This is a genomic window from Halorientalis litorea, from assembly GCF_023028225.1.
GTDB classification, from domain to species: domain Archaea; phylum Halobacteriota; class Halobacteria; order Halobacteriales; family Haloarculaceae; genus Halorientalis; species Halorientalis litorea.
Genome location: NZ_CP095482.1, coordinates 1,243,090 through 1,263,535 on the forward strand (window position 1 = coordinate 1,243,090; position 20,446 = coordinate 1,263,535).

18 protein-coding genes and 1 tRNA gene are annotated in these 20,446 nt (G+C 64.7%); 7 read left to right on the top strand and 12 right to left on the bottom strand.

Annotated features, from left to right (window positions below):
• Positions 1 to 121: 121 nt before the first annotated feature.
• Complete coding sequence (locus tag MUG95_RS06655) at positions 122 to 985, top strand: transcription initiation factor IIB (RefSeq protein ID WP_247010285.1); 864 nt, start codon at positions 122 to 124, stop codon at positions 983 to 985.
• On the opposite strand, the gene MUG95_RS06660 is transcribed toward MUG95_RS06655, so the two are convergent.
• From MUG95_RS06660 to MUG95_RS06690, 7 genes are all read right to left on the bottom strand, one after another.
• Positions 964 to 1,629 carry a MinD/ParA family ATP-binding protein gene (locus tag MUG95_RS06660; protein WP_247010286.1) on the bottom strand — a complete coding sequence of 222 codons (666 nt, stop codon included), beginning with the start codon at positions 1,627 to 1,629 and terminating at the stop codon, positions 964 to 966. The two genes, MUG95_RS06655 and MUG95_RS06660, sit on opposite strands and share 22 nt — an antisense overlap.
• A complete protein-coding gene (locus MUG95_RS06665; protein WP_247010287.1) occupies positions 1,626 to 2,411 on the bottom strand; it encodes a DUF7857 domain-containing protein in 786 nt (261 codons plus the stop codon). The genes MUG95_RS06660 and MUG95_RS06665 overlap by 4 nt, the downstream gene beginning before the upstream one ends.
• 25 nt (positions 2,412 to 2,436) lie before the next feature.
• Positions 2,437 to 3,252: a DUF7856 family protein gene (locus MUG95_RS06670; RefSeq protein ID WP_247010288.1), complete on the bottom strand. Its 816-nt coding sequence runs from the start codon at positions 3,250 to 3,252 to the stop codon at positions 2,437 to 2,439.
• Complete coding sequence (locus MUG95_RS06675; protein ID WP_247010289.1) at positions 3,249 to 3,587, bottom strand: DUF7855 family protein; 339 nt, start codon at positions 3,585 to 3,587, stop codon at positions 3,249 to 3,251. Before MUG95_RS06675 ends, MUG95_RS06670 begins: the two co-directional genes overlap by 4 nt.
• Positions 3,588 to 3,655: 68 nt before the next feature.
• A complete protein-coding gene (locus MUG95_RS06680; protein WP_247010290.1) occupies positions 3,656 to 4,255 on the bottom strand; it encodes a DUF7504 family protein in 600 nt (199 codons plus the stop codon).
• A 72-nt stretch (positions 4,256 to 4,327) separates the two neighbouring features.
• The gene (locus MUG95_RS06685; protein WP_247010291.1) at positions 4,328 to 4,612 is read right to left on the bottom strand and encodes a DUF7854 family protein; all 285 of its coding nucleotides are present in this window, start codon (positions 4,610 to 4,612) and stop codon (positions 4,328 to 4,330) included.
• The gene (locus MUG95_RS06690; RefSeq protein ID WP_247010292.1) at positions 4,613 to 10,807 is read right to left on the bottom strand and encodes an LAGLIDADG family homing endonuclease; all 6,195 of its coding nucleotides are present in this window, start codon (positions 10,805 to 10,807) and stop codon (positions 4,613 to 4,615) included.
• A gap of 107 nt (positions 10,808 to 10,914) precedes the next feature.
• Here MUG95_RS06690 and MUG95_RS06695 point away from each other — a divergent pair, with 107 nt between their 5' ends.
• Positions 10,915 to 12,033 (top strand): hypothetical protein, encoded by a 1,119-nt coding sequence (locus tag MUG95_RS06695; protein ID WP_247010293.1) that lies wholly within the window; start codon positions 10,915 to 10,917, stop codon positions 12,031 to 12,033.
• 16 nt (positions 12,034 to 12,049) lie between these two features.
• On the opposite strand, the gene MUG95_RS06700 is transcribed toward MUG95_RS06695, so the two are convergent.
• Entirely contained in the window at positions 12,050 to 13,027 is a 978-nt protein-coding gene (locus MUG95_RS06700; protein ID WP_247010294.1) for a hypothetical protein, read from the bottom strand.
• 170 nt (positions 13,028 to 13,197) lie between these two features.
• On the opposite strand from MUG95_RS06700, the gene MUG95_RS06705 reads away from it, so the two are divergent.
• From MUG95_RS06705 to MUG95_RS06720, 4 genes are all read left to right on the top strand, one after another.
• The gene (locus MUG95_RS06705; RefSeq protein ID WP_247010295.1) at positions 13,198 to 13,932 is read left to right on the top strand and encodes a hypothetical protein; all 735 of its coding nucleotides are present in this window, start codon (positions 13,198 to 13,200) and stop codon (positions 13,930 to 13,932) included.
• A 298-nt stretch (positions 13,933 to 14,230) separates the two neighbouring features.
• Positions 14,231 to 14,464, top strand: a complete 234-nt coding sequence (locus tag MUG95_RS06710) for a hypothetical protein (protein WP_247010296.1) — start codon at positions 14,231 to 14,233, stop codon at positions 14,462 to 14,464.
• Between the two features lie 43 nt (positions 14,465 to 14,507).
• Complete coding sequence (locus MUG95_RS06715) at positions 14,508 to 14,708, top strand: hypothetical protein (RefSeq protein WP_247010297.1); 201 nt, start codon at positions 14,508 to 14,510, stop codon at positions 14,706 to 14,708.
• Positions 14,709 to 14,712: 4 nt separating this feature from the next.
• The gene (locus MUG95_RS06720) at positions 14,713 to 16,803 is read left to right on the top strand and encodes an AAA family ATPase (protein WP_247010298.1); all 2,091 of its coding nucleotides are present in this window, start codon (positions 14,713 to 14,715) and stop codon (positions 16,801 to 16,803) included.
• Between the two features lie 5 nt (positions 16,804 to 16,808).
• Here the strand turns inward: MUG95_RS06720 and MUG95_RS06725 are convergent, their stop codons facing one another.
• Positions 16,809 to 17,033, bottom strand: coding sequence for a hypothetical protein (locus MUG95_RS06725; protein WP_247010299.1), 225 nt, complete (start codon positions 17,031 to 17,033; stop codon positions 16,809 to 16,811).
• A gap of 64 nt (positions 17,034 to 17,097) precedes the next feature.
• Entirely contained in the window at positions 17,098 to 17,886 is a 789-nt protein-coding gene (locus MUG95_RS06730) for a bacteriorhodopsin (RefSeq protein WP_247010300.1), read from the bottom strand.
• Between the two features lie 138 nt (positions 17,887 to 18,024).
• Between MUG95_RS06730 and MUG95_RS06735 the strand changes: the two genes are divergently transcribed.
• Entirely contained in the window at positions 18,025 to 18,393 is a 369-nt protein-coding gene (locus tag MUG95_RS06735; RefSeq protein ID WP_247010301.1) for a Med9 domain-containing protein, read from the top strand.
• A 608-nt stretch (positions 18,394 to 19,001) separates the two neighbouring features.
• Here the strand turns inward: MUG95_RS06735 and MUG95_RS06740 are convergent.
• Together MUG95_RS06740 and MUG95_RS06745 are read right to left on the bottom strand one after the other, a co-directional pair.
• Complete coding sequence (locus MUG95_RS06740; RefSeq protein ID WP_247010461.1) at positions 19,002 to 20,219, bottom strand: RNA-guided endonuclease InsQ/TnpB family protein; 1,218 nt, start codon at positions 20,217 to 20,219, stop codon at positions 19,002 to 19,004.
• Between the two features lie 135 nt (positions 20,220 to 20,354).
• Positions 20,355 to 20,427: transfer RNA gene (locus MUG95_RS06745), tRNA-Pro, on the bottom strand.
• Between the last annotated feature and the right edge of the window lie 19 nt (positions 20,428 to 20,446).

A 20,446-nucleotide genomic window follows, 5' to 3' on the forward strand; every position in this document is an offset into this window, starting at 1 on the left:
CTCCCGTCCGCCGAATTCGAACGTACCGGTCACCGGTGCGTTCGAGCGACGCGGGACGACGAAATCCCGGGGTCGTCACCCGTCTTTAAATACTGCTTCCGGCCGAAGCTTCGAGTGTACGATGGCAGCCTCGACACAGCAGTGTCCCGAGTGTGCGGGACAGGTACGGACGGAGGACAGCGAGACAGTGTGTGCCGACTGTGGGCTCGTGGTCACGGCGGACCACATCGACCACGGCCCGGAGTGGCGGTCGTTCGAGGGCGAGCAGTCGACACGCGAACGCACCGGCGCGCCGCTGACCCGCTCCAGACACGACAGGGGCCTCTCGACCGACATCGGCCATTCGAGTCGCCTGAAGGGACGCAAACGCAGACAGGTGGCTCGGATGCGCCGCCAGCACAACCGCGCGCAGATTTCCTCGAAGCGCGAGCGCAACCAGGTGTACGGCTTCGGGGAGATACGGCGACTGGTCAGCGCGCTGGACTTGCCCGACGACATCCGCGAGCGGGCGTGTGTCCTCTTCGAGTCCGCACAGTCGGCAGACCTGCTTCGCGGGCGGTCACTCGAAGGGTTCGCGGCCGCCGCCGTCTACGCCGTCTGCCGGACGGCCGACCTCTCGCGGACGCTCACGGAAGTCGTCGGCCCGGCCCGTGCCGACCGCGACGAACTGAAGTGTGCCTACGACGCGCTGAACCGCGACTTAGGACTCCCGACCGGCCCTATCGACCCCGCCGAGTACGTCCCGCGGTTCGCCAGCGAACTCGACCTCTCACAGGCCGTCGAGCGTCGCGCCGCCGAACTCGTGCAGGTCGCCCACGACAGGGGGGTCGTCACCGGGCGCGACCCCGCCGGCGTCGCCGCTGGCTGTCTCTACACCGCGGCCCGTGAGGCCGACCGTGACCTCACGCAGGCGGCCGCCGCGGCGGTTGCGGGCGTCACGCCCGTCACGCTCCGCGGGACGTATCAGGAACTCAACGAGGAGTGAACCGCGTCCGCGAGCGCGACGAACCGCTCGGCCACGTCGCTGTCCGGGGCCGTCTCCCTCACCGGGACCCCGGCGCGCTGTGCCCGGGCCAGCGGCTCCGACTCGGGAACGACGGTCACGGGCGCGCCGAGTTCCCGGGCGAGGGCGGCCGTCGGTACCGTCGCCTCGACGCGGTTCACCACGACCCGGGCGAGTCCGGCGTCGAGTTCCCGTGCCAGTGCCCGGGCGCGAACGGCGTCCGCGACGGCCGGTTCGTCGGGCGTCGTGACGAGGAGACTCCCGTCGGCGACACAGAGCGAGAGCCCCACGTCGCTCGACAGCCCCGCCGGACAGTCGACGACGACCCAGCCGTAGGCTCCGGCGACGGCCTCGATAGCGTCGGCGAGTGCCGTCGGGTCCGCCGCTCGTGCCCCCGCGAGCGACCGACCGCAGGGGAGCATCGCGACCGGCCCGTCCTCCCGGACGGCTTCGACCGGGGCCGCTCGCCCGGCGAGTACGTCGTGCAGGTCCGGGCCGTGACCGCCCGGGAGGTCCGTCATCCCCAAATCCGCGTCGACGACCACCGCGTCCAGCGCGGCGGCGAGGTTGTACGCCACAGTCGTCTTTCCGACGCCGCCCTTACCGCCGGTGACGGCGACTATCATCGCAGGCGTGCGACCGTCTCGGTCGGAACGTCGGCCGTCTCGGCGCGTTCGGCGAGGGCCGCGGCGCGCCGCTCGATTCGCCGGAGGCGGTCGGCGTCGGCCGCCAACTGGTCGGCCACGTCGCCGAGGCCGTCGAACGCCTCGGCCTCGGTCACCGTCGCGGCCGCCGCGGCGAGCGTCGTCTCCCCGGAGAGACGCTCCGCGATGTCGATCCGCTCCTCGACGCCGTCGAACAGGTCCGCGAGTGTCGCCGCCTGCTGGGTCTCGGAGCGACCGTGTGCAGTCGCCTCGTCGGTGGCCGTGCCCGTTCGCGTTTCGCCCCCGCCCGTACTCCCGTCGGCGTGTTCGTTCGCTGTCTCGGCCGCACAGTCGGTCTCGGCGGGCACGTCGGGGAGCGGCACGGCATCCCGTGGCGGACGCGGGTCCCCGAGTTCCCGGACGACGGCGTCCGGTTCGGCCGCGACGGACGGCACGTCCCCCCGTGACCCGAACGCGTCCGTCCGGTCCGGGTCCACGGCTGTCGTCTCCACGATACGCATCGGTTCGTCCGCGGGAGCCGCCGGCGTCGCGTACCCCACGGGCCGCGTCTCGGCGGCGGCGAGCGTCGTCTCGAAGCCCGCCTCGTCCCATCCCTCGGCCGGGACGCCGCCGTCACGTGGCGGCCAGACCGGGCCGTCGAGACAGTTCTCGACGCGGACGCGACACGGGTGGTCGGAGGACAGGCGGCCAGTGACGAGCGTCACGCCGTCCGTGCGCGACGCCGTGCAGGTGAGCGAGACCATACGCCGTCTGGCCACGGCTTCCGATTTAAACCCTGACGACGGGTGCGTCGAGCCACGAGGCGGCCGCCGCGGGTACCCGGAACCGGTCACACGCCAGCACCACCGGTGCCCGGAGGTCGGCGACGCGGCCGACTGCGAGGGCGGCGGTCACGGGGTCGGCTTCGAACGGGTCCGCGGGCGACGGGCCGGGTGCGTCGGCAACCGCCGCCGCGTACGCCCCGCGCAGTTCGGCCACGAGGGACGCGCGCGCCGCCCGTTCGAGGTTCGCCACCTCGTCTTCGAGGCGGAGGCGTCGCTCGCGAGCGTCCCGTGCGTCCCTGAGCCGGTCTCTGTCGAGTCGTTGGCTCGCGGCGGTTCGGTCGGTCGCCACCTCCGAGAGGTCGCGGACGGCACTCGTCAGTGCCGCCTCGGCCTCGGCAACGGCCTCGTCGGTCCCCTGTTCGCGGAGGACCTGTACCCGCCCGCGGAGTTCCGCGACCCGCTCTTCGAGGCGTTCCGTCTCCGTGTCGGCCGCCGCGAACTCGCGGCGGACGGTATTGGTCGCTATCTCGGGCACCTCGATGTCGGCGAGTTGCTCGCGGACCGCCGCGATGTCGTCGTCCTGCGGTGCCGACAGTCCCCGGGAGCGGGCCGCCGCCGCGAGTGCCGTCCGCACCGACACCCCCATCTCCGGTCGAACGTACCCGACCCGCTCGTGGACGGGACGGGGAGCCGGATTCTCGACGGTGATGGGGGTCTGCTCGCCCCTGACGGCCGCCGCGACTGTCGCGCCGTCGACCGGGACGTTCCGGGCGTCTATCGCCCGGCCAGTTCTGACGATGCCCCCGGCTTCGAGCATCATAGCTCGCGGGCTTTCATCGCGTCCGGGTCCGGGTGGTCGGTTCCCGCCGCGAACTTGGCGTAGGGCGTACTCGGGTGGTCTCGGTCGGCGTAGGCCGTCGCCGCCTCGCGCACCTCCTCGGGGATGTCCTCGAACTCGTTGAGCGGCCGCGTCCGTTCCACCTGCACGTCGCCGCCGTGGTCCGCCCGCAGTCGGAGCGCGAGGAAGGCACCGAACACGGACGCTTCGAGCAGGACCGCACGCCCGAACCGCCGGACGACACAGTCCTCGTGAGTTCGGCACGCGTTCCGCAACGACCGCCGTGCCGCGCGGGAGTAAGTTACGACCAACAGCACACTACCAACCGGCCCCCGACGTGTCAAAAGACTATCCAAACTGCCGAGAACGGAACGGGCGTGTCCGCTCAGTCGTCGTCGAGGGGGTACCGGGTCCGTATCGACACGTCGCTCCCGGAGAGGTTCACTTCCGCGTCGAACAGCGAGCGGAGGGTGTCGAGCGTCTGCTCGTCGTGCGCGCTCGGGTCGACGTGGAAGTGGGACACCGCCCCGGCACTGTACAGTTGGCCGGTCAGGGCGTGGAGGAACTCGTAGGCGGTTTCGAGGTCGACGTACTGCAGGAGCGCGGTCAGCGAGTCGAAACAGACCACTATCTCGCCGCTCCGTCCCGAGACGAACTCCGTAATCGTGATGCCGATACCGGTGAGGTCCGAGGGCGTCGATATCGTCTCGACGACCGCGGAGTCTAACTCCTCACCCGCACCGATTCCGGGTGTCTCTCCGACGACGACGACGCCGAACTCCCCCGGGTCGGCCTCGTGTTCGTCCCGCCACGATTCGAGACACTGCGCGGCCTGTCTCGTGAACGTGACCCACAGCACGCTCGTCGTCTCCGGGTCGCCCTGCGAGAGGAGGTCGACACACACGTCGTCTGCCTCGTTGTTCATCGAGGACGCCCCCAGCATAATCGTCGTCGCACCACCCAGTTGCTCCGTGATATCTGTCATGTCCGTCCTCACCGGCACTCTGTCAGCCTATTCGGTGGTTCCCGCTAAAACCTTCGGGTGTCCGACCAGTAGCTAGCCGTCCTCAGTGGTCGTGACCCGTTCGACCGCCACGTCGTGGGCGTCGACCAGCGACCGCACGCGCTCGCGGGCCGCCTGCTCACCCGCCGCCATCACGACCATCCCCGCGGCCTGGCCGTCGCTCGTCACACGGTAGGCCGCCAGCTCCCCCTCGAACTCCGTCGCGTACGTCCGCAACACCCCCCGGACGCGGCGTTCGAGTCCCGAGAAATCCGTCTCGCCCGCCTCGAACTCCGCGAGGGCCTCCTCGACGTTCCGCAGTGCCGATATCCGGTCCATCTATGTCGTCCGGAGGTGGTCGTGTTGTGGCTCGTACACCTCGCCTTTCTGTTTCAGTTTGTCTATCTCGTGTTCGGCCTTCGACCGCTCCATCCCGGCCTCCTCCGCCCGTTCGAGGACGCGGTCGACCGGTGCCCCCTCGTCGTACTCGTCCTCGATTTCGGCGATGAGCGTCTTCAGGTTCTTGATGCGGTCCCGCTGTGTCTTCGAGGTACCCGTCTCGATGACGTCCGCGTCGAGTTCGCCCGTCTCGGGGTCCAACCCGATGGCCTCCAGACACGACCGCACGATTTCGATGACGCGTTCGGCGTCCTCCCGCTCGACCGTATCCGACAGCCTGATGCGGGCACTCGCCTCCGCCAACCGCACCAACGCCTCCAGTTTCCGGGCCGTCACCGGCACCGGGGCGTCCTCGCCGGTCCCACGCGAGCGCAGGTCGACGTAGAACTCCCGTATCGCGCTCTTTGCCTCCTCGGTCATCGTCGGGTAGACGTTCCGTTTGGCGTAGGCCACGTACTTGCGCAGGAGTTCCGGCTCGATGGTCGGTGCCACGTCCTCGGTGACGCGTTCGACTTCCTCCTCGGTGTAGTCCGAAGCACTCGTCTCCGTCCGGTGGGTGTTCAACTCGCCGGCGTAGTTGGTCGTCAGAATGTGCTCGGCGAGGTTCCGGTCCTCCTCCTCGTCGGGCTTGTCCGTCACCGTAAAGATGAGGTCGAACCGCGAGATGAGGGCGGGTTCGAGGTCTATCTGCTCGGCGATGGACTCGTACTGGTCGAACCGGCCGTACTTGGGGTTGGCCGCACCGAGCAGCGAACAGCGCGATTTGAGGGTGGCGTTGATACCAGCTTTCGAGACGCTGATGGAGTTGTGGAGGACGACGCCCTCGCTGACGAACGTGTTCGTCGGTTCGACGGTCACGTCGTACACCCAGTCACAGGCGTACTCGCCCTCGTTTGGGACCGTCTCTACGTCGGTCACGCGATAGTATCGGAGGTCACATCGTCGTTCGAGGGCGTCCGCTCGTCGCTCGAACTCGGTGAGTGTGTCTTCGACAGCGGTACGTGCGGCGTCGGTAAGTTCGCTACGTCTCTCGGCGTCGTAGCCGCCGTCTTCGGCGTAATGGATCGTGCTGGTCATCTCGCCGATTCGCTCTCCGAGTTCGCGCCCCGACCAGCCGACGGCCCCACGAACGTCGGCCAGCGTCTCGGCGTCAGTCAGACTGTCCCGCACTTCGTCCGCCCGCTCCCGGAGCGTGTCGAGTTCGTCCTCGACGGTCCCGCTTTGGACACCGAAGCCCTCGTCGAGATTGGGACGGACCTTGCCGGTCAGTCGAAGTCCGAGCAGCGAGCGTAGCTCCCGTATCTCCCGTGCTGCACTGGTCGGGAGTACGTCGTGATGGCGTGGCGTCTCTTCGCTCCGCTCGACGAACGCCCGAGCATCGTCGTACCGGTCGTCCGTGGACTCGACGACCCGATCGACGAACTGCTCGGTCGAGTCACCCATCACGTAGACCTTCCACGAGTCCTCTGCGGAGTCGTGGTGGATGCGCGAAGCCACGCCGATCTTGGAGAGTGCATCTGCGTAGTCTCTTGCCAGCCCCGCAGAAGCCGTCGAGAACGACATCGCCTCGCTCTCGACGCCCCCATCGCCAGCGAACGCACCCACGAGGAATCGCCGGATCTCCTCTTCCGAGGCTCCGAGCACCGCCGCCGGAATTCGCTTGTCCCGTGCGGTATGCATTACCTCGGGGAAATTCTCCTCGAACCAGCGGAAGAGCTTGGTCGAGACCCACCGCTTCGTGACGGTGCCCGCGGCGTTTGTCGCGTCGGTACTCGCCATCCCGAACACGTCGTGCATCAGGTCAGCCGCCCGGGCGAGCAGGGGTTCGTCCTGGTTCGAGAACCCGATCTCGTGGGCCGAACCGGCGTCGGAGTGTCCCTCGGCGGTCATCAGACCGAGGAACTCCGCCAGATCCGGGGACAGGTCGTCGGGGAGGTCGACGTCTTTCTCTTTGCCCTGCTGACTCTCGGGGTCGAGTTCGACGGGTTCCGCCGAGTTCGGGAGCTTCCGGGGTGCGGGAACGAACGTACCTTCTTCGATACTGCTGGCTTCGACCGTCCCCACCTCGCCGCCGTCGTCCACGAACATCGGATGCTCCGGCGTCACCAGCACGTCCCGACCGTTCGAGAACGTCACCCGGACGAACTCGTCGGGGGCCTCGTGCCTGCTCACCCGGTCGACTGCCGTCTTCTCGACCTCGTTCGCGTCGAGGTCGACCGAGTGAACGCCCACGTCGTCGACTGGCAGAATTTCACAGTCCACACCGTCGACGACCTCGTCCGATCGATCGGCCATCCGCTCGTCGACGAATTCACCGATATTCACTCGCCGGCCATCGGCGAGCAAAACCTCCGAATTCGGGTGGTATGACTGCTGTTCGAGTGCTTCGTGCATGGCCGACCGGTCTTCCGAGTTGTGGACGACCATCCCATTAGCGACGAAGTTGTGTGTCCCTTCGACTGTCAGGTCGTACACCTTCGCCTCGCGGTTCGCCTCGATGGTGTCGAGTAGTTCGGCCGCGTCATCGCGAATGTCGGCAACTCGTTCTTCCGTGACCGTGCGTACGTCGTCGAACCGATCCGTTTCGACGAGCCCATTGAACCAGCGGGAGACGGTCGAGCCAGCGACACCGACATCGTGTGCGATATCCTGATACGAAATGCCGTACGTATCGAGTGTCGAATCTATGTCGTCCCACGTGTCAGTAGCCGGCTCGGCGGACAGTAGCTGACGAGCACGCGGTTCAGCAGTGCCGGTGTCACAGCCCAGCAGATCTGCGAGCCGCTGTTTCTGAAGGGCGATCTGGTCCTCGTTAGCTTTCGTGGACGACACTGTCTCGATCGATTGAACTTTTCGCCACTTCACGTCGCGGTAAACCAAGGATTGCAGTCCACTCAAATCGGTCTCCGCGACGGCAGTGACGAACGCCGAGAGACGCTCGCGGACGCGTTCTCGGAGTGGCTCGTCGGTCCCCCACAGACGCGATACCTGTTGCTGGCTGTACGCAGTACTGTCCGCGAGCTGTCTCTGTGAGACGTGGTATCGTTCTCGTAGCTCCGATAGCTGTGCCCAGTCGGCGTTTTCGATGTCCGCCCTGTCGGTCTGTGCCTGCCGCTTGCGTTCTCTGAATGCCTCCAGTACCGTCCGGGCTGCACGGAAGGAAATGTTGGCATCCCCGTTCTCGAAGTTGCAGTAGGTCGCATCGGCAAGCCCGCATTCCGACTGGTAGAGACGAAGCGATTCTCGTTTCTCTCGGAGCGTCGTTCCGATATCCGGAACCACATCGAGAACCGTCCGGTCACCGGAAGCAGCCTCGATTACGTCGTCGAGTGCCCGTTGTTTCCTGTCGAGCGTGAAGCCGACGTACCGATCGAACGCAGCCAACGACTCGGCGTCAGTAATCACCAACACGTAGAGGTTTCGGCGGTCGTCCCGCTCACGCGTCTGTATCTGGCTGGAGATGCCGAACTCTAAGAGAAGGTGTTTCGTCCCCAGAAGGAGTTCGTAACTGGCCGAGTGCAGCTTCACGTTCCTGCGGTCGACTGTTCCCTCGCTATCGGCGAGCGCACGTACGAAGGCGGCCTTCGCGGCCCTCCCAGCCGTGGAAACGGCGTCGGGGAGACGCTTGCCGTCGTACGTTTCGAGGTTCATACCGGCATCGAGTACCGCGTCGGCGTACTCCTTTCCGGGCACACGAACTGTCTCGACCCCGTCCTCACGCTGCTCGCTTGCCGGTCGAACCGGTTGCGTGTCGAAAGCATCGCGGCACGCTCGTTCGAAGTCCGCCAGCAGTTCTTCGTCGGCGTTCGTAAACCGAATCCCGTAGACTCCCTCGCTCCGGTCGTAGTATACGTTCCCGTCACCGGAGAGGTATCCGAGGACGGCAGCCAGTGACGTGGAAATTTTCGAGTTCCGAACGGCTGGCTCTGATGCCGTCGCGACGCCACCGTCAGCCGCTGGTTCGGACAGCTGACGTGGCACGTAGACCCAGTCGTCGGGTTCGAGTTCTCCCGCTGGTTTCTCGAGTCGCTCTCCACCTTCGAGGACGAAGAACGGATGGTCCTCAGTCGCGGTCAGTCGCTCGCCGCTCTGGAGCGTCACCCGCGTCAGTTCCTCGGGCGCGTCGTACTCGTGAATCGCCGTCACCGGTCGGCGGACCAACTGCCCGTCGTCCGTCATCGTCCACGCCTCGATGTCGAGGTCTCTGATGGTCCGACCGCGGGGGAGTTGTTCTATCTGCCCGCTTTCGGACGCTTCGTTCGCCACTTCCCCGATACGGCAAATTCGGCCGTTCCCGAGGTGAACTAGCGTGTCGCCAGTCACACAGCGCATTTTGTCCAACTCGTCGACTGCCGCGATACCCTGGTCCGCCAGCACGAGCGCGCCAGCCTCCAACGTCCACTGTTGGCCGTCGCCGAAGTCGTCGCGGACGGCGGCCGCCGTCAGGCCCGCCGAGGACGACCCCTTCCCCGACGTGTACACTGACCGTGGCGCGATATTTCTGATGTACTGGAGCATGGCCGAATTGTGCGAGACGATACCGTTCGAGAGGTAGTTGTGCGTCTCCGCTACTTCGAGGTCGTAGACCCAGTCGTACTCCGGTTCGACGCGCTCGATGGATTCGATGGGGTCCCAGCGAAGGTTGTCACTTGTAGGGCCCTGGCGTATACGAATGTCGCCCGCACCCGAATCTTTTCGATCGGTTCGGTAGAATGTCTCCCCCTCAGCCACGTTCGTGATACCACCGTCAGAGGCGACATCAGAGTGGAGTCCGCCGTCGCCGCTCGTTGAGATTTCCCGCGGTGTCGCAACGGAATCACCTTCGGACAGGTTCGCGGCTTTCACTGCCCGGAACCCGTCGGCGTCCGGGACGAACAGCGGGTGTGACGGTGTCACTTCGAGTTCGGTTCCACTCGCCGTCCGGATGCGACACATCCGCTCCGGTGCCTCCCGCTTCCAGACTTTGGTCGCTCGACTCGAACCGAGCGTGCCGTCGTCCCGGAGCGACGGAACGTCGAAATCGACGTGGTCGTACACGCCGTCGTCTACCGGTTTCGGGTCGTCCAAGTTCGATTCGACGAGTTCCCGAATCGGCTGTTCCGTCCCGTCGGCGAGCGTCACGGGAGTGTCGCCGCGGATGCACTTCCCCGTACCCGGGTCCCCGATGAGGAGCATGTGCAGGTCACCGCGGATGCGGGACTCGTCGGGGAGGTGCTTGGTGACGCCGGAGAACAGTTGGAGAATCATCGCCAGTTTGGCCTGGCGGTAGCCGTAGATGGAGGGTGCGATGGAGTCGACCATCTGTTCGTAGATGTCCTCCTGTTCGGAGAGGGCGACGATTTCCTTCTTGTCCTCGTCGGTGATGTCCATGTCCTCGAACTGTTCGTCCTCGATTTCGACGGTGACGCCGTCCATGTACACGTCGAACATGGGCGATTTCTCGCCGCGCGTCTCGCGCTGGTCGAGGTTGAGGACGCCCGTGACGCGGACGTGGTCACCCGCCGTCACCTCGCCCGTGATGTCGTCCTCGACGTTCACGTCGATGTTCTGGGGGGTCTCACCGCCGCGCAGGCCTTCGGGACTCTCCTGCACCCGGAGTTTCTGGGCGTCGACGAACTCCGACTGGTCGTAGTTGATGCGGAACGGGCCCTGCCGCTCACAGCCCTGACACTCGTGTGGTTCCTGAAAGTCGCCGGCGGCCTGCGGGATGCGGGTGAGCGTGCCACAGCGTTGGCACTCGAAGGCCGCCGTCGTGACTTTGGGACGCACGTCGGTGGCCTTGCGGACGATGCCTTGCACGCTGATGAGCATGCCGCGGTGGTCGGCGCGAATCTCCCGGATTTCGGTCGTCTCGGGGATGTTCTGGACGCGAACGTGGGCCTGCCCGAGTTTCACGTCCACCGGCAGGTCGTACAGGCGGAGGGCCTCCTCGGCGTAGTCTTGGAACTGCTCGGGGTGGTTGCGGTAGTCGTCGGCGAGGTCGGGGTCGAACCGGTAGAGTTTCTGCCAATCGACGTAGAGTGACTTCTTCTCGTTGGGATACTTCTGTGCGAGGTCACCGATTTCGTTGCGGTAGTAGTTGCGGTAGAACTCCTCAAACAGGTCGATAACCTCCGTGTCCTCCGCGCGAGCCATGTGGTCTTGCAGTGGTTGTTCCCACTCACTCAAGAAGGTTCGCCATCCCCAGCGAGAGGGGGACCCAACGGACAGAGTTAACAGGTTGTTAATACATGTCTGGGACGATGCGCCGCCGCACTATCCTCGCAACCGCCGGCGTCTTCCTCTCGGCCGGATGTTCGGAGATACTCCCGGAACCCCAGCAGACGGAGACGGACGACGGGACGACCGAAGCGTCGGAAACGACCGACGGCACCCCTCCATCCGAGACGGCTCCGCCGGGTGAGACACCGACCGAGCGTGAGACCGAACGCACGGACGAACCGGACGAGACGGCACAGCCACGAACCGAACCACCGCACCCACGGACAGCACGGCACCTCGACGACGCGCGGTCGAACCTCGGCGACGCGCTCGACCAGTACGCCGCGGCCGCGGAGGCCGACGACGCGACGCTGCTCGACGTGACTGCCGAGACGGCCATCACCTTCACTCGCATCACGAACCCCGTCAGCGCGGCACGACAGGAACTCACGGACCTCCCACGCGAGGCGACCGACGCCCAGCGAGCGACCGCAACGCAGTTGCGCGCCGTGGGTGCCTTCCTCGCGTCTGGGGCACGCTGTCAGTCGGCACTCAAAGACGCCGACGACGAACTCGACTACATCACCGGCCGCCTCTACGCCGAGCGGACCGGTGCCATCCCGAGTGCCATCGTCGACTTGCGGTCGTTCCACAGCACCGCCCGCGACCACCTCGATACCCTCGAAGCCGAGAGTGACCCCGAGGACACCGACGCCTTCGACCGCCTCGACAGCGACACCTACACCGCGAAGGTCGAGCAACTCCGTCGGGAAGTCACCGCATTCGGTTCTCTCCCGGACACGCTGTCGGAGTTCCGAACGGGCTTCGATGCCATCGCCCGCGCCGCCGACGCGTACGTCGACGACAGCTACACCACTGCACGCGACGAGTTCGGGACAGTCATCGACAGCCTCGGTACCGGCGAGGATACCCTCCGGTCGCTCGACAGTCCGGCTGCTATCGCCGACACCGTCGAGAACCTCGTCGCCGACGCCGCCTCGCTCTCGGCCACCGCCGAGGAATTCAGGACCGCCGCCGCCGACGGTGCCCGCGGCGTCCGCCCGTCCCGCGACGCCGTCGAGGCGGGACAGGAACACCTCCGGGATGCCAGCGAGCGCGTCCGCGACCTGAATGCTACCAATGTACTCCTGCGGGCGTAGTGTGCAGCCGCCGCGGTCAGTTGTACGAAACCTCGAAGTCCTCGGCCTCCCGGAGGTACTCTTCGGCCATGTCGAGCGTATCCGCAACCGAATCCTCGAAGGCGTCGGCGCGTGACGGCAGGTCGTCTTCGAGGTTGTCGAGGTCATCCACCACGTCGTCGAGCGTCTCGGCCGCCATATCCGCCATCTCTTCGGCGTCGTCCTCGTTGCCGTAGTCGGCCTCTTCTCGCGCCTCCTCGATGTCTTCGACAGCAGCGTAAATGCTCAGCAGCGCGTCGTTGAGGTCGACCAGCACGCTCCGTTCGTGCTCGAACTGCGTGATTTTCCGGTCGTACTCGTCGCTACTGATTGTACTCGTCGCGTCGGTGCTCGCGGCGTCGACGTTGTCACGCACCTCGGTAAGCGGTTGTTCCGTGTTGTCGACGACATCGCTGAGGGTGTCGAGGGTCGATTCGATGGTGTCCTCGTCCCTGTCGTCGGCTTCGAGTGCCGCGCGCGCCTCGGAGGTCGTGTCGTGGCCGAGAATCAGTCGGGCTTGGAGGTCGGCCGCGTACGTCAGGAACCGTTCCATCTCCATCAGCGAGGCGACGAGCTGTTCCTGTTCGTCGGTCGCAGCGAGGTCCTCCGCGTCGTTGGTCGCCGTCTGGACCGCGTCCAGTTTCAGCAACACGGTGCGGGCGTCGAACTCCTCGGTCTCCGCAGAGACGTTCAGCAGGTCGTCCGTCGTCCCACCGGTGTAGGTGTAGACGGCCTCTCTGAGGTTGTTCTGCGCAATCCGTATCTTCTCTGCTGCGGCAGTCTGGTCACCGGTCGGTGTCTGCGTCGTTTCGGTCGTCGTCGGTGTCGGTTCCGGCGTCTCGGTCGGTTGTTCCGTAGTCGGGGTACTCGTCGGCTCCGCCGTCGGCCGTTCGGTCTGTCCCGATTCCGGGTCTGTCCCACTGAAACACCCCGCCACGAGCGGGGTCAGGGCTGCCAGGAGGGCGCGTCGCTTCATGTATCACGCCGTGAGCTTCGTACCAATAAAGGTACAGTCTTTGTCTGACGCTCGTCTGACGCAAAGCGCGTTCAGAGCGATTCTCTCATGCTTTCACAGATATACCGGGAGTTAATTGTAAGATATTTTTGAAAATTCATATATATCGCCGCGGCCGTCGTTCCGGTAGGATGCCCTCCCAGATGGACACCGCTGGTTCACACGCGGGCCTTTCAGAGTCGTACAGTCAGTTGCTGGCCGTCGCCGCGTTCGGCGTGGCGATAGGGCTCGTAAACGTCGCCGTGAATCGGCTGGCCGAACTCCACCGGGCCACACTCCCGGCGTCGTTTCGGTTCGAGTACGCCGTCTCGCTCCCGCTGACCACGTTGGGGGCCGTCACGCTGCTGGTCGTCGCGTTCGGGCTGGCAGTCGGGTCGCTCGCGGCGTTCGTCGTCTTCCTCGGTGGCACCGACGAATCGAAGCCGAACCGGCCCGATGCGGATAGTCGGACGGTTCGTCGGCTCCTGCGTGCCGGTGTCGTGTTGCTCGGCGGAACCGTCGCGGTTCTCCTCGGGTCACTCCTCCTCCTCGTCCCCGGTGTCGTCTGTCTGGTGTACCTCCCGCTCGTGTTCGTCGACGTCGTACGCACTGGCCACACGATTCCCGAGGCGATTCGAGCGAGTCGTGCGCGGATTCGCGAGCGGCCGCTCCCAGTCGTCGCGACGGCGGTCGTGGCGGCCGCCTGTCTCGTCGGCGTCGGCGCGCTCGGTGCCTTCACCGCGTTCCTCACCCCGACCGCCGAGTTCGCCGTTGGCGTCCTCGTCAGTACGCTCGCCGTTCTCGGTGGGGTCGCGATGGCGACCGGACTCCACCGGCGACTGCCCGCAACGCGGACGCGACCCCGCTCGTCCAGCGGCCGTCTGTAGGGACCGACGACACCGTGTCGGTGGCCTCGATCGTCCCTTGGAGTGCTGCCGGAGCCGCTAGCAACGTTCAGAATGCTTGCCCTCCTCCGGCAGACGTAGACAGCGGTGCTGTTGGACCGTTCGTGCTCGGCGCAGGTCGATAGCGACCGCGAAACGCTTCTCCACGGCCCGGGACAGGTCACGGACAACCGTGCCCCTTGCAACGGAGGCCCGTAGCCGAGCGAACCAGCTGGTTGACCGGTTCTCCTCGCAACCGCTGGACGCTATCTTCTTTAGGATGCGTTCCTACACTATCGGTGTGTCCGGAAACGAACGCATCGAGAACAATTCCGGAGTTCGGGGCTGGTTCAAGCGCCACGACATCCACCCGTGGGTGTTTCTCGCGCACGCCATCGCCGCAGTCGGCGCGTTCGGTCTCGGCACGGTCGGTCTGCTCGAGGGTGCCGGGGTGGGGGCGGTTCCCGTCCTCGGTGTCGGAGTACTGATACTCATCCTCGGTCGGTCCGCCGCCCGGATCGCGGCCCGCCGATAATCGCACCGATACTACTGACCGACGCACGATTGAACGACAACACATGATAGGCATTCCGTCCGAAGACTGGCTACCACTGGTTGCCGCCTCGCTCGTGCTGGTCGCTGGCAACACTGTGAGCTACCTGAACGAGTGGGTGGTGTATCTGAGTATCTTGTTCGTGCCGTTCGCGATCCTCGCCTTCTGTGGCACTAGGTACGTGCTTCATGGCAACCCGTTTCCGGAAGCCTTGCAGGATTCATAACAGTATGTCCTACCGAACGCGTGCAGTGGTGACAGTCGCAGATGCTGAGCGGCCGGTCGGACTCGCACCCGACGTTTCGTCGTCGATCGGGGCCAGTGCCGGTGACGCAGTCCGCGTGCTCGATGGCACCGGCGGTTCGACGGTACGGCGGGCCGAGATAGAGCCCTCTCTCGAGCCGGGCACGGCCCGTTTGGGCGTCGGTCTCGCAGACCAACTGGAAGCCGGAAGCGGCAACGTAGTGCTCATAGAGTCTGCCACTCCGGTTGCTGCAAGGGCGGTCGAACTGGCACCGGTCCCGGCACTCTCGCTCGCGGGGGGCGAGGCCGCAGTCCGCCAAGCCATCGGCCAGCGTCCGATATCGCCCGGCGATGAGCTCAAGGTGTCGTTTTTCGAAGGGTCGATCTCCGCTCCGCTCCGAGTGACTGAGACGCGCCCCTCCGGACTGGTGGTTGTCGACGAGAACACACAGCTGGACCTGTCAGACGGACCGGCACCGGCCGCGTCGGGCCGGCGGGTTCAGCCGGTTGCAGGGGAGCTGGTCGGTGGATACGATGAAACGATCCGGGAACTCAATCTGGCGGTGGTCGGCCCGCTTGTCGACCGGGAACGGGCAGACGCGCTCGACGGCACAGCCCGGGCTGGCGTCTTGCTCGTTGGTCCCAGCGGTGTCGGCAAGACACACCTGCTCGGGCACGCAGTCTGGCGGGCAAACGCGACGGTCCACTCCGTGGACGCGCGGACGTTCTCGCCGCAGGACCCCGACGCCGTACGTGACCGACTCCGCGAGGCTGGTGCAGCCGTCTCCGGACCCGGTCCCGGAATCGTCCACGTCGATGGGCTGGACGACTTCCTCGCGGATTCGGACGACAGCCCGGGAGCCACCTGCTTCCGTGAGTGGCTTCGGCAGTACGCCAAAGAGTCGAGTACGGTTGTCGTCGGAGAGGCTCGTGAGTTCGACGACCTGCCACCGTCGTTCCTACGCGGGGAGCTCCTCGCCCGAACAGTTAGGGTCGACCGGCCAACCGACGACGACCGGGGCGACATACTCTCGGTGCTGATGCGGAACACGCCAGTCGATCCGTCTGTCGATGTGGATGCCATCGGTCGGAGCGCGTTCGGCTACGTCGCTGCGGATCTGCTGTCGTTACGGTCCCGGGCGGTCGAAACTGCGATTGACCGGTCGGACGAACAACAGCCGGTGGTCAGTGAGACGGACTTCCGGACGGCACTGGAGGAAACGGAACCACAGCAGATGGCCGGGACTCGTCAGCAGGTGCCATCGACCTCGTTCGACGACATCGGCGGCCTTGAGACGGCAAAGCGGGAGCTCAGGCGGGCGGTCGAGTGGCCAATCCGATTCTCGGCGTCGTTTGAACGGCTTGGCATCGATCCGGTCGGCGGTGTGCTGCTGTACGGTCCTCCGGGAACCGGAAAGACGACGCTCGCACGGGCAGTCGCTTCGACGACCGAAGCGAACTTCATTTCGGTGAGTGGTCCGGAACTGATGAACAAGTACGTCGGGGAGAGCGAGCGAGCGGTCCGGCTGGTCTTCGAGCAGGCACGGGCTAGTGCTCCGACGGTGGTGTTTTTCGACGAGGTAGACAGTCTCGGGTCGGCACGCTCGACAGATGGAGACGGGTCGGCACCCGAGCGGGTCGTCTCACAACTTCTCACGGAAATGGACGGCATCCGGGGCAACGACGACGTGACGGTCATCGGCGCGACGAACCGACCCGACAAGCTCGACGACGCGCTCCTGCGACCGGGCCGTTTCGACCGTCTCGTCGAGGTTCCGGTCCCTGATGAGACCGAGCGGGCCGAGATATTCAGAGTCCACACGCGCGACCGGCCGGTCGAGAACCCGGACTGTGAGGCACTTGCGGCCCGAACGGAGGGGTACACCGGAAGCGACATCGCGGCTGTCGTCAGGGAGGCTGGACTGCTCGCGCTCGAAGAACACGTCGAGAACTCGTCCGGTTCCGACCGGGACCGCGAAGCACTCCTCCTGAGACGACATTTCGAGCGCGCGCTCGAAGTAGTCGAGCCATCACTTTCGGCGGGGGACCGGACCTACGACGGGTCGCTCGAACGCTAACGCGGTCACTCCAACGGCTGGTGAAGTCGCCGAACCGATGCGAAGACACCGAGGAATGCGGCGAACTCCAAGGCGAGCAACGACCAAAACGCGACTCCGAAACTCACCCCGAGCGACCGCAACGACGGGAGGAGAAACAGTCCGACGATGCCGACTACGACGGAAACGACGAGTCCAGCGGCTGCACGGGTATTCAATTGTTCGACTTCCACCTCGTCTTCTTCGTCCATCTATCTCATCCCGTCGTTCGTCGGTTAAAAAATGTTTTCAGTCGCCGATTCGGTCGACGCGCTGTCAGTCGGCGGCAGCTTCCTCAGCGGACGGGGTCGGTGCTGACTCGTCGCCCATGATGCCGCGGCTGCGGAGCAGGATGAAACCGAACCCGACCTTCGCGGTCACGTCGAGGATCATGAAGCCTAGCGTCTCGACGTAGAGGTTCACGACACCGGCACCCTCCGTCCCGATCAGCCAGAGGATGGGGTAGATTGCCCACGTCACCAGTATCAGGTTCCGGAGAATGTTGAACGTTCCCCGAGCGTCTTCGTCGAGGTCGGACGCCGCCTCGGTGAACACTGCGAACAGGAAGTACAGCAGGAGCACCATCGCGATGGTGCTGATGGTCCAGAAGGCGTACCGGGCGACGCCGTTACGCATCAACGTCGCGCCGAGGCCGGTGACGATCATGAACGCGTCGAGGCCGACGAGGGAGCCGATGTCACGGTTGCTGGCTCCCGCAAGCAACCCGATGTCGAGCAACAGCAGCGGTGTGGTAAACAGCCAATCTGCGTACCGGGCCCAGTAGACCTCGAGCACACCGCCGTTCGCTGCCGCGAATGAGTTGTACGCCTCGCCGACCGGCACCTCTGTCAAGCCGAACCCGAAGAACATCGATAGATACGATGCGGCTGCGATGCCGGGAATCAGGATGGTGATGATGTAGAACTCCTTCTGTCGGGGGTCCTGGACACCCCATCCTCGCACGATGAAGTACACCATCCCGAGAAGCATCAGTACCGTTCCGAGGGCCAGCCAAATGCCCTCGCCCTCAACTCCCAAACTGCCCGCTTGTAGTGGTGCTAGCATACAGCCAAATGTTGGGTTCTATCATAAAAATAGGAGTGCCTGACTGGTTGGGCTTCTCTCACCGTCGGACAGTAGCCGGGCACTAATCTCGTTGAATTATCCAGTAGATTGATTCGAGAACAGCACACATAACAGGATATGACGGACAACGGCTCAGCGGACGGAGAAGAGGCTGCGGCCGAGAGCGAGCAGTCGTCCGAAGCCAGCGAGGCCGAGATGACGGCCGAGGATGGTGCCACCGAGACGGTATCAGAAGCCGTCTTGGATATCGAATCAGTCGAAGAGCGTGAACAACGCATCGAAGAACTGCGTGGGACGATCGAGGAACAGGCTCAGCAGATCGACGAACTCGAGGATATGCTGCTGGACCTCTCAGCGCGCGTGGCGGACGGCGACGGTACTGGGGTGTGTCCCGACTGTCACGGTCCGGTAGTCAAACGTAACCCGTGGTTCCGCTCCGCGCGGGTCAAGTGTACTCAGTGTGGTCGGGTGTTCCACGAATACTAACCGGCCGTATCGTCCGCGCTTTACCCGTCGACAGCACGGGACAGGCTGACGAACACTCAGCCGGCTGAGTCCCCTCCCAGCCACAGACCGCCTGCGGTCCGGGTCGATATCAACAACAAGAAAAGCCGCATCCCGATAGGTGAAAACCGCATTTTCGGTATTCGCATCCCGCTTTTGTTCGAGTTCATCCTCGGGGTTCACGAGCCGAATCCCGGCGACTTCGACCTTCCAGCCGTCGGGGGAGTCTCCGGCCAACGACACGACGGGAAAACGACGTATGAGGCTAGCAAATCAACAGACTGCGTAGCGATCGAACTCGGTAAATGGCGTGATCCGCAAAAATACCCTGATAAGAGAGGAATCGCTCCAGGCGGCTCTCCCGGGCCGAGAAGCGAAGTCTCCTAACGGGACCGTCTGTAGGCACATAGACGTACTGTGCTACAGGCTGGTGTGTACTCCAAGACCCGAGACGGCGAGGGGGTGCGACCGTACCGTGGTTGGAATTTCGAGTCTGGACCGTAACCTTGTGTAGTTGGGACGCACCGCTGTAGTGCAGATCTTGAACGGTTGAGCTACCCACGACTGAAGTCGTGGGATTCAGCGTGGACTCACGTTCTGGCCTCTGACGAGGCAGGAGAATAGCCTCCGTTCACGTTCAGCGTCCCGCTGTTCAAGCGCACGCCCAAGGGTACGCCTCCATCGCCCCCAGTTTGGTTGCGACGGAGATACCGCAAACCGATGTTCTTCGCGGCGTTGTAGTCCGCGTGGTTCCCGTACCCGCACTTTAGACACTCAAACCGTTCACCGGTACGGTTGTCTGGGTGCGTGAATCCACAGTGCGAGCAACGCCGACTGGTATTCCCAGGGTCAACCTGCTCGACCACTATTCCGTGTTCTGTAGCCTTGTACTCGACGTACTCGTACAGGCGGTCGAACGCCCATTTGTGCCCCCACGACGCACCAGTCCGCTCACGAATGTCGGTCAACTCCTCAAACGCGATGACTGAACACCCGTTCTCACGGGCTTCGGCGACGAGTTCGTTGCTAATGCGGTGAAGCATCAGCTTGAACCGTCCGTCCTCTTTCCGTCCAACGGATTGGATGTTCTGGTGCGCCCAGCGCGTCCCGCACTGCTGGAGCGATCCACGGCGGTTCTCGTATTCATGCTGCCAGTGCTCGAACTCGTCGCCCGTCCAAAACGTGCCAGTCGAGGTGACGGCGAGGTTGTTCACGCCGAGGTCAACCCCGAGAACCGTGCCGTTCTCAGGTGTCGCCCGTGCCGACGTGTCAGACTCCACGTCCGTCTTGCAGTGGATGTGAAGCATCCAGTCACCGTCACGATAGTGTAGTTCCGCACCCGTCGTCTCGTACTCGTCTGAAAACAGGTACTCGGAGTGGGGAGTGTTGCTGTCCTCGTCGGGCAACACGTACTCGGCTTCCACCCGACCGTCTGTGGTGGCGAGGCTCACGCAGTCCTCGTGGAACGTCGCGGTACGTTTGTCGTAGACGATGTGCGGGCTGGTGAACGTGGGTTTGGACGCTTTCTTCCCGTTCTGCCAGCGGGCGACGACGCTCTTGCAGGCTTCGGCCGCCTTGTTGCGGGCGGCTTGCACGAGTCCACCGTTGAACCCGTCTGTTTTCTCGCGCACGTCGTCGTACGTTTCGTCGTCCAACCGTGTTTTGCTGGTGGTGACATACTCGCCTTGGAACGCGTGGTCAACAACGTACTGCGCCGACCAGCGGAACGTATCGACGGTGTCGTCGAGGAGTGCGGCGTCGTCACTGTCCACGTCGAGTGCGACGGGGACGGTGCGCCGCACCTCGATATATTATACGCAAGTCAGACATTTCTTAAATACTGGGGGTCAGCCTGCCACTGTCGCGTGATTTGATTCCCTGTTATCGGCTTCATCCCACGGCTAAAGCCGTGGGTTTTCGCCTCGCACTATCTATAAGAGGAATGGGACCGCCCGGATTTGAACCGGGGTCACGGGCACCCAAGGCCCGAAGTATACCAGGCTAACCCACGGTCCCGCACTCACATCTCTCAGAC

Coding starts and splice junctions, on each gene's coding strand:
- MUG95_RS06655 (WP_247010285.1), top strand. CDS start 122: ATGGCAGCCTCGACACAGCAGTGTCCCGAGTGTGCGGGACAGGTACGG.
- MUG95_RS06660 (WP_247010286.1), bottom strand. CDS start 1,629: ATGATAGTCGCCGTCACCGGCGGTAAGGGCGGCGTCGGAAAGACGACT.
- MUG95_RS06665 (WP_247010287.1), bottom strand. CDS start 2,411: ATGGTCTCGCTCACCTGCACGGCGTCGCGCACGGACGGCGTGACGCTC.
- MUG95_RS06670 (WP_247010288.1), bottom strand. CDS start 3,252: ATGATGCTCGAAGCCGGGGGCATCGTCAGAACTGGCCGGGCGATAGAC.
- MUG95_RS06680 (WP_247010290.1), bottom strand. CDS start 4,255: ATGACAGATATCACGGAGCAACTGGGTGGTGCGACGACGATTATGCTG.
- MUG95_RS06685 (WP_247010291.1), bottom strand. CDS start 4,612: ATGGACCGGATATCGGCACTGCGGAACGTCGAGGAGGCCCTCGCGGAG.
- MUG95_RS06690 (WP_247010292.1), bottom strand. CDS start 10,807: ATGGCTCGCGCGGAGGACACGGAGGTTATCGACCTGTTTGAGGAGTTC.
- MUG95_RS06695 (WP_247010293.1), top strand. CDS start 10,915: ATGCGCCGCCGCACTATCCTCGCAACCGCCGGCGTCTTCCTCTCGGCC.
- MUG95_RS06700 (WP_247010294.1), bottom strand. CDS start 13,027: ATGAAGCGACGCGCCCTCCTGGCAGCCCTGACCCCGCTCGTGGCGGGG.
- MUG95_RS06705 (WP_247010295.1), top strand. CDS start 13,198: ATGCCCTCCCAGATGGACACCGCTGGTTCACACGCGGGCCTTTCAGAG.
- MUG95_RS06715 (WP_247010297.1), top strand. CDS start 14,508: ATGATAGGCATTCCGTCCGAAGACTGGCTACCACTGGTTGCCGCCTCG.
- MUG95_RS06720 (WP_247010298.1), top strand. CDS start 14,713: ATGTCCTACCGAACGCGTGCAGTGGTGACAGTCGCAGATGCTGAGCGG.
- MUG95_RS06725 (WP_247010299.1), bottom strand. CDS start 17,033: ATGGACGAAGAAGACGAGGTGGAAGTCGAACAATTGAATACCCGTGCA.
- MUG95_RS06730 (WP_247010300.1), bottom strand. CDS start 17,886: ATGCTAGCACCACTACAAGCGGGCAGTTTGGGAGTTGAGGGCGAGGGC.
- MUG95_RS06735 (WP_247010301.1), top strand. CDS start 18,025: ATGACGGACAACGGCTCAGCGGACGGAGAAGAGGCTGCGGCCGAGAGC.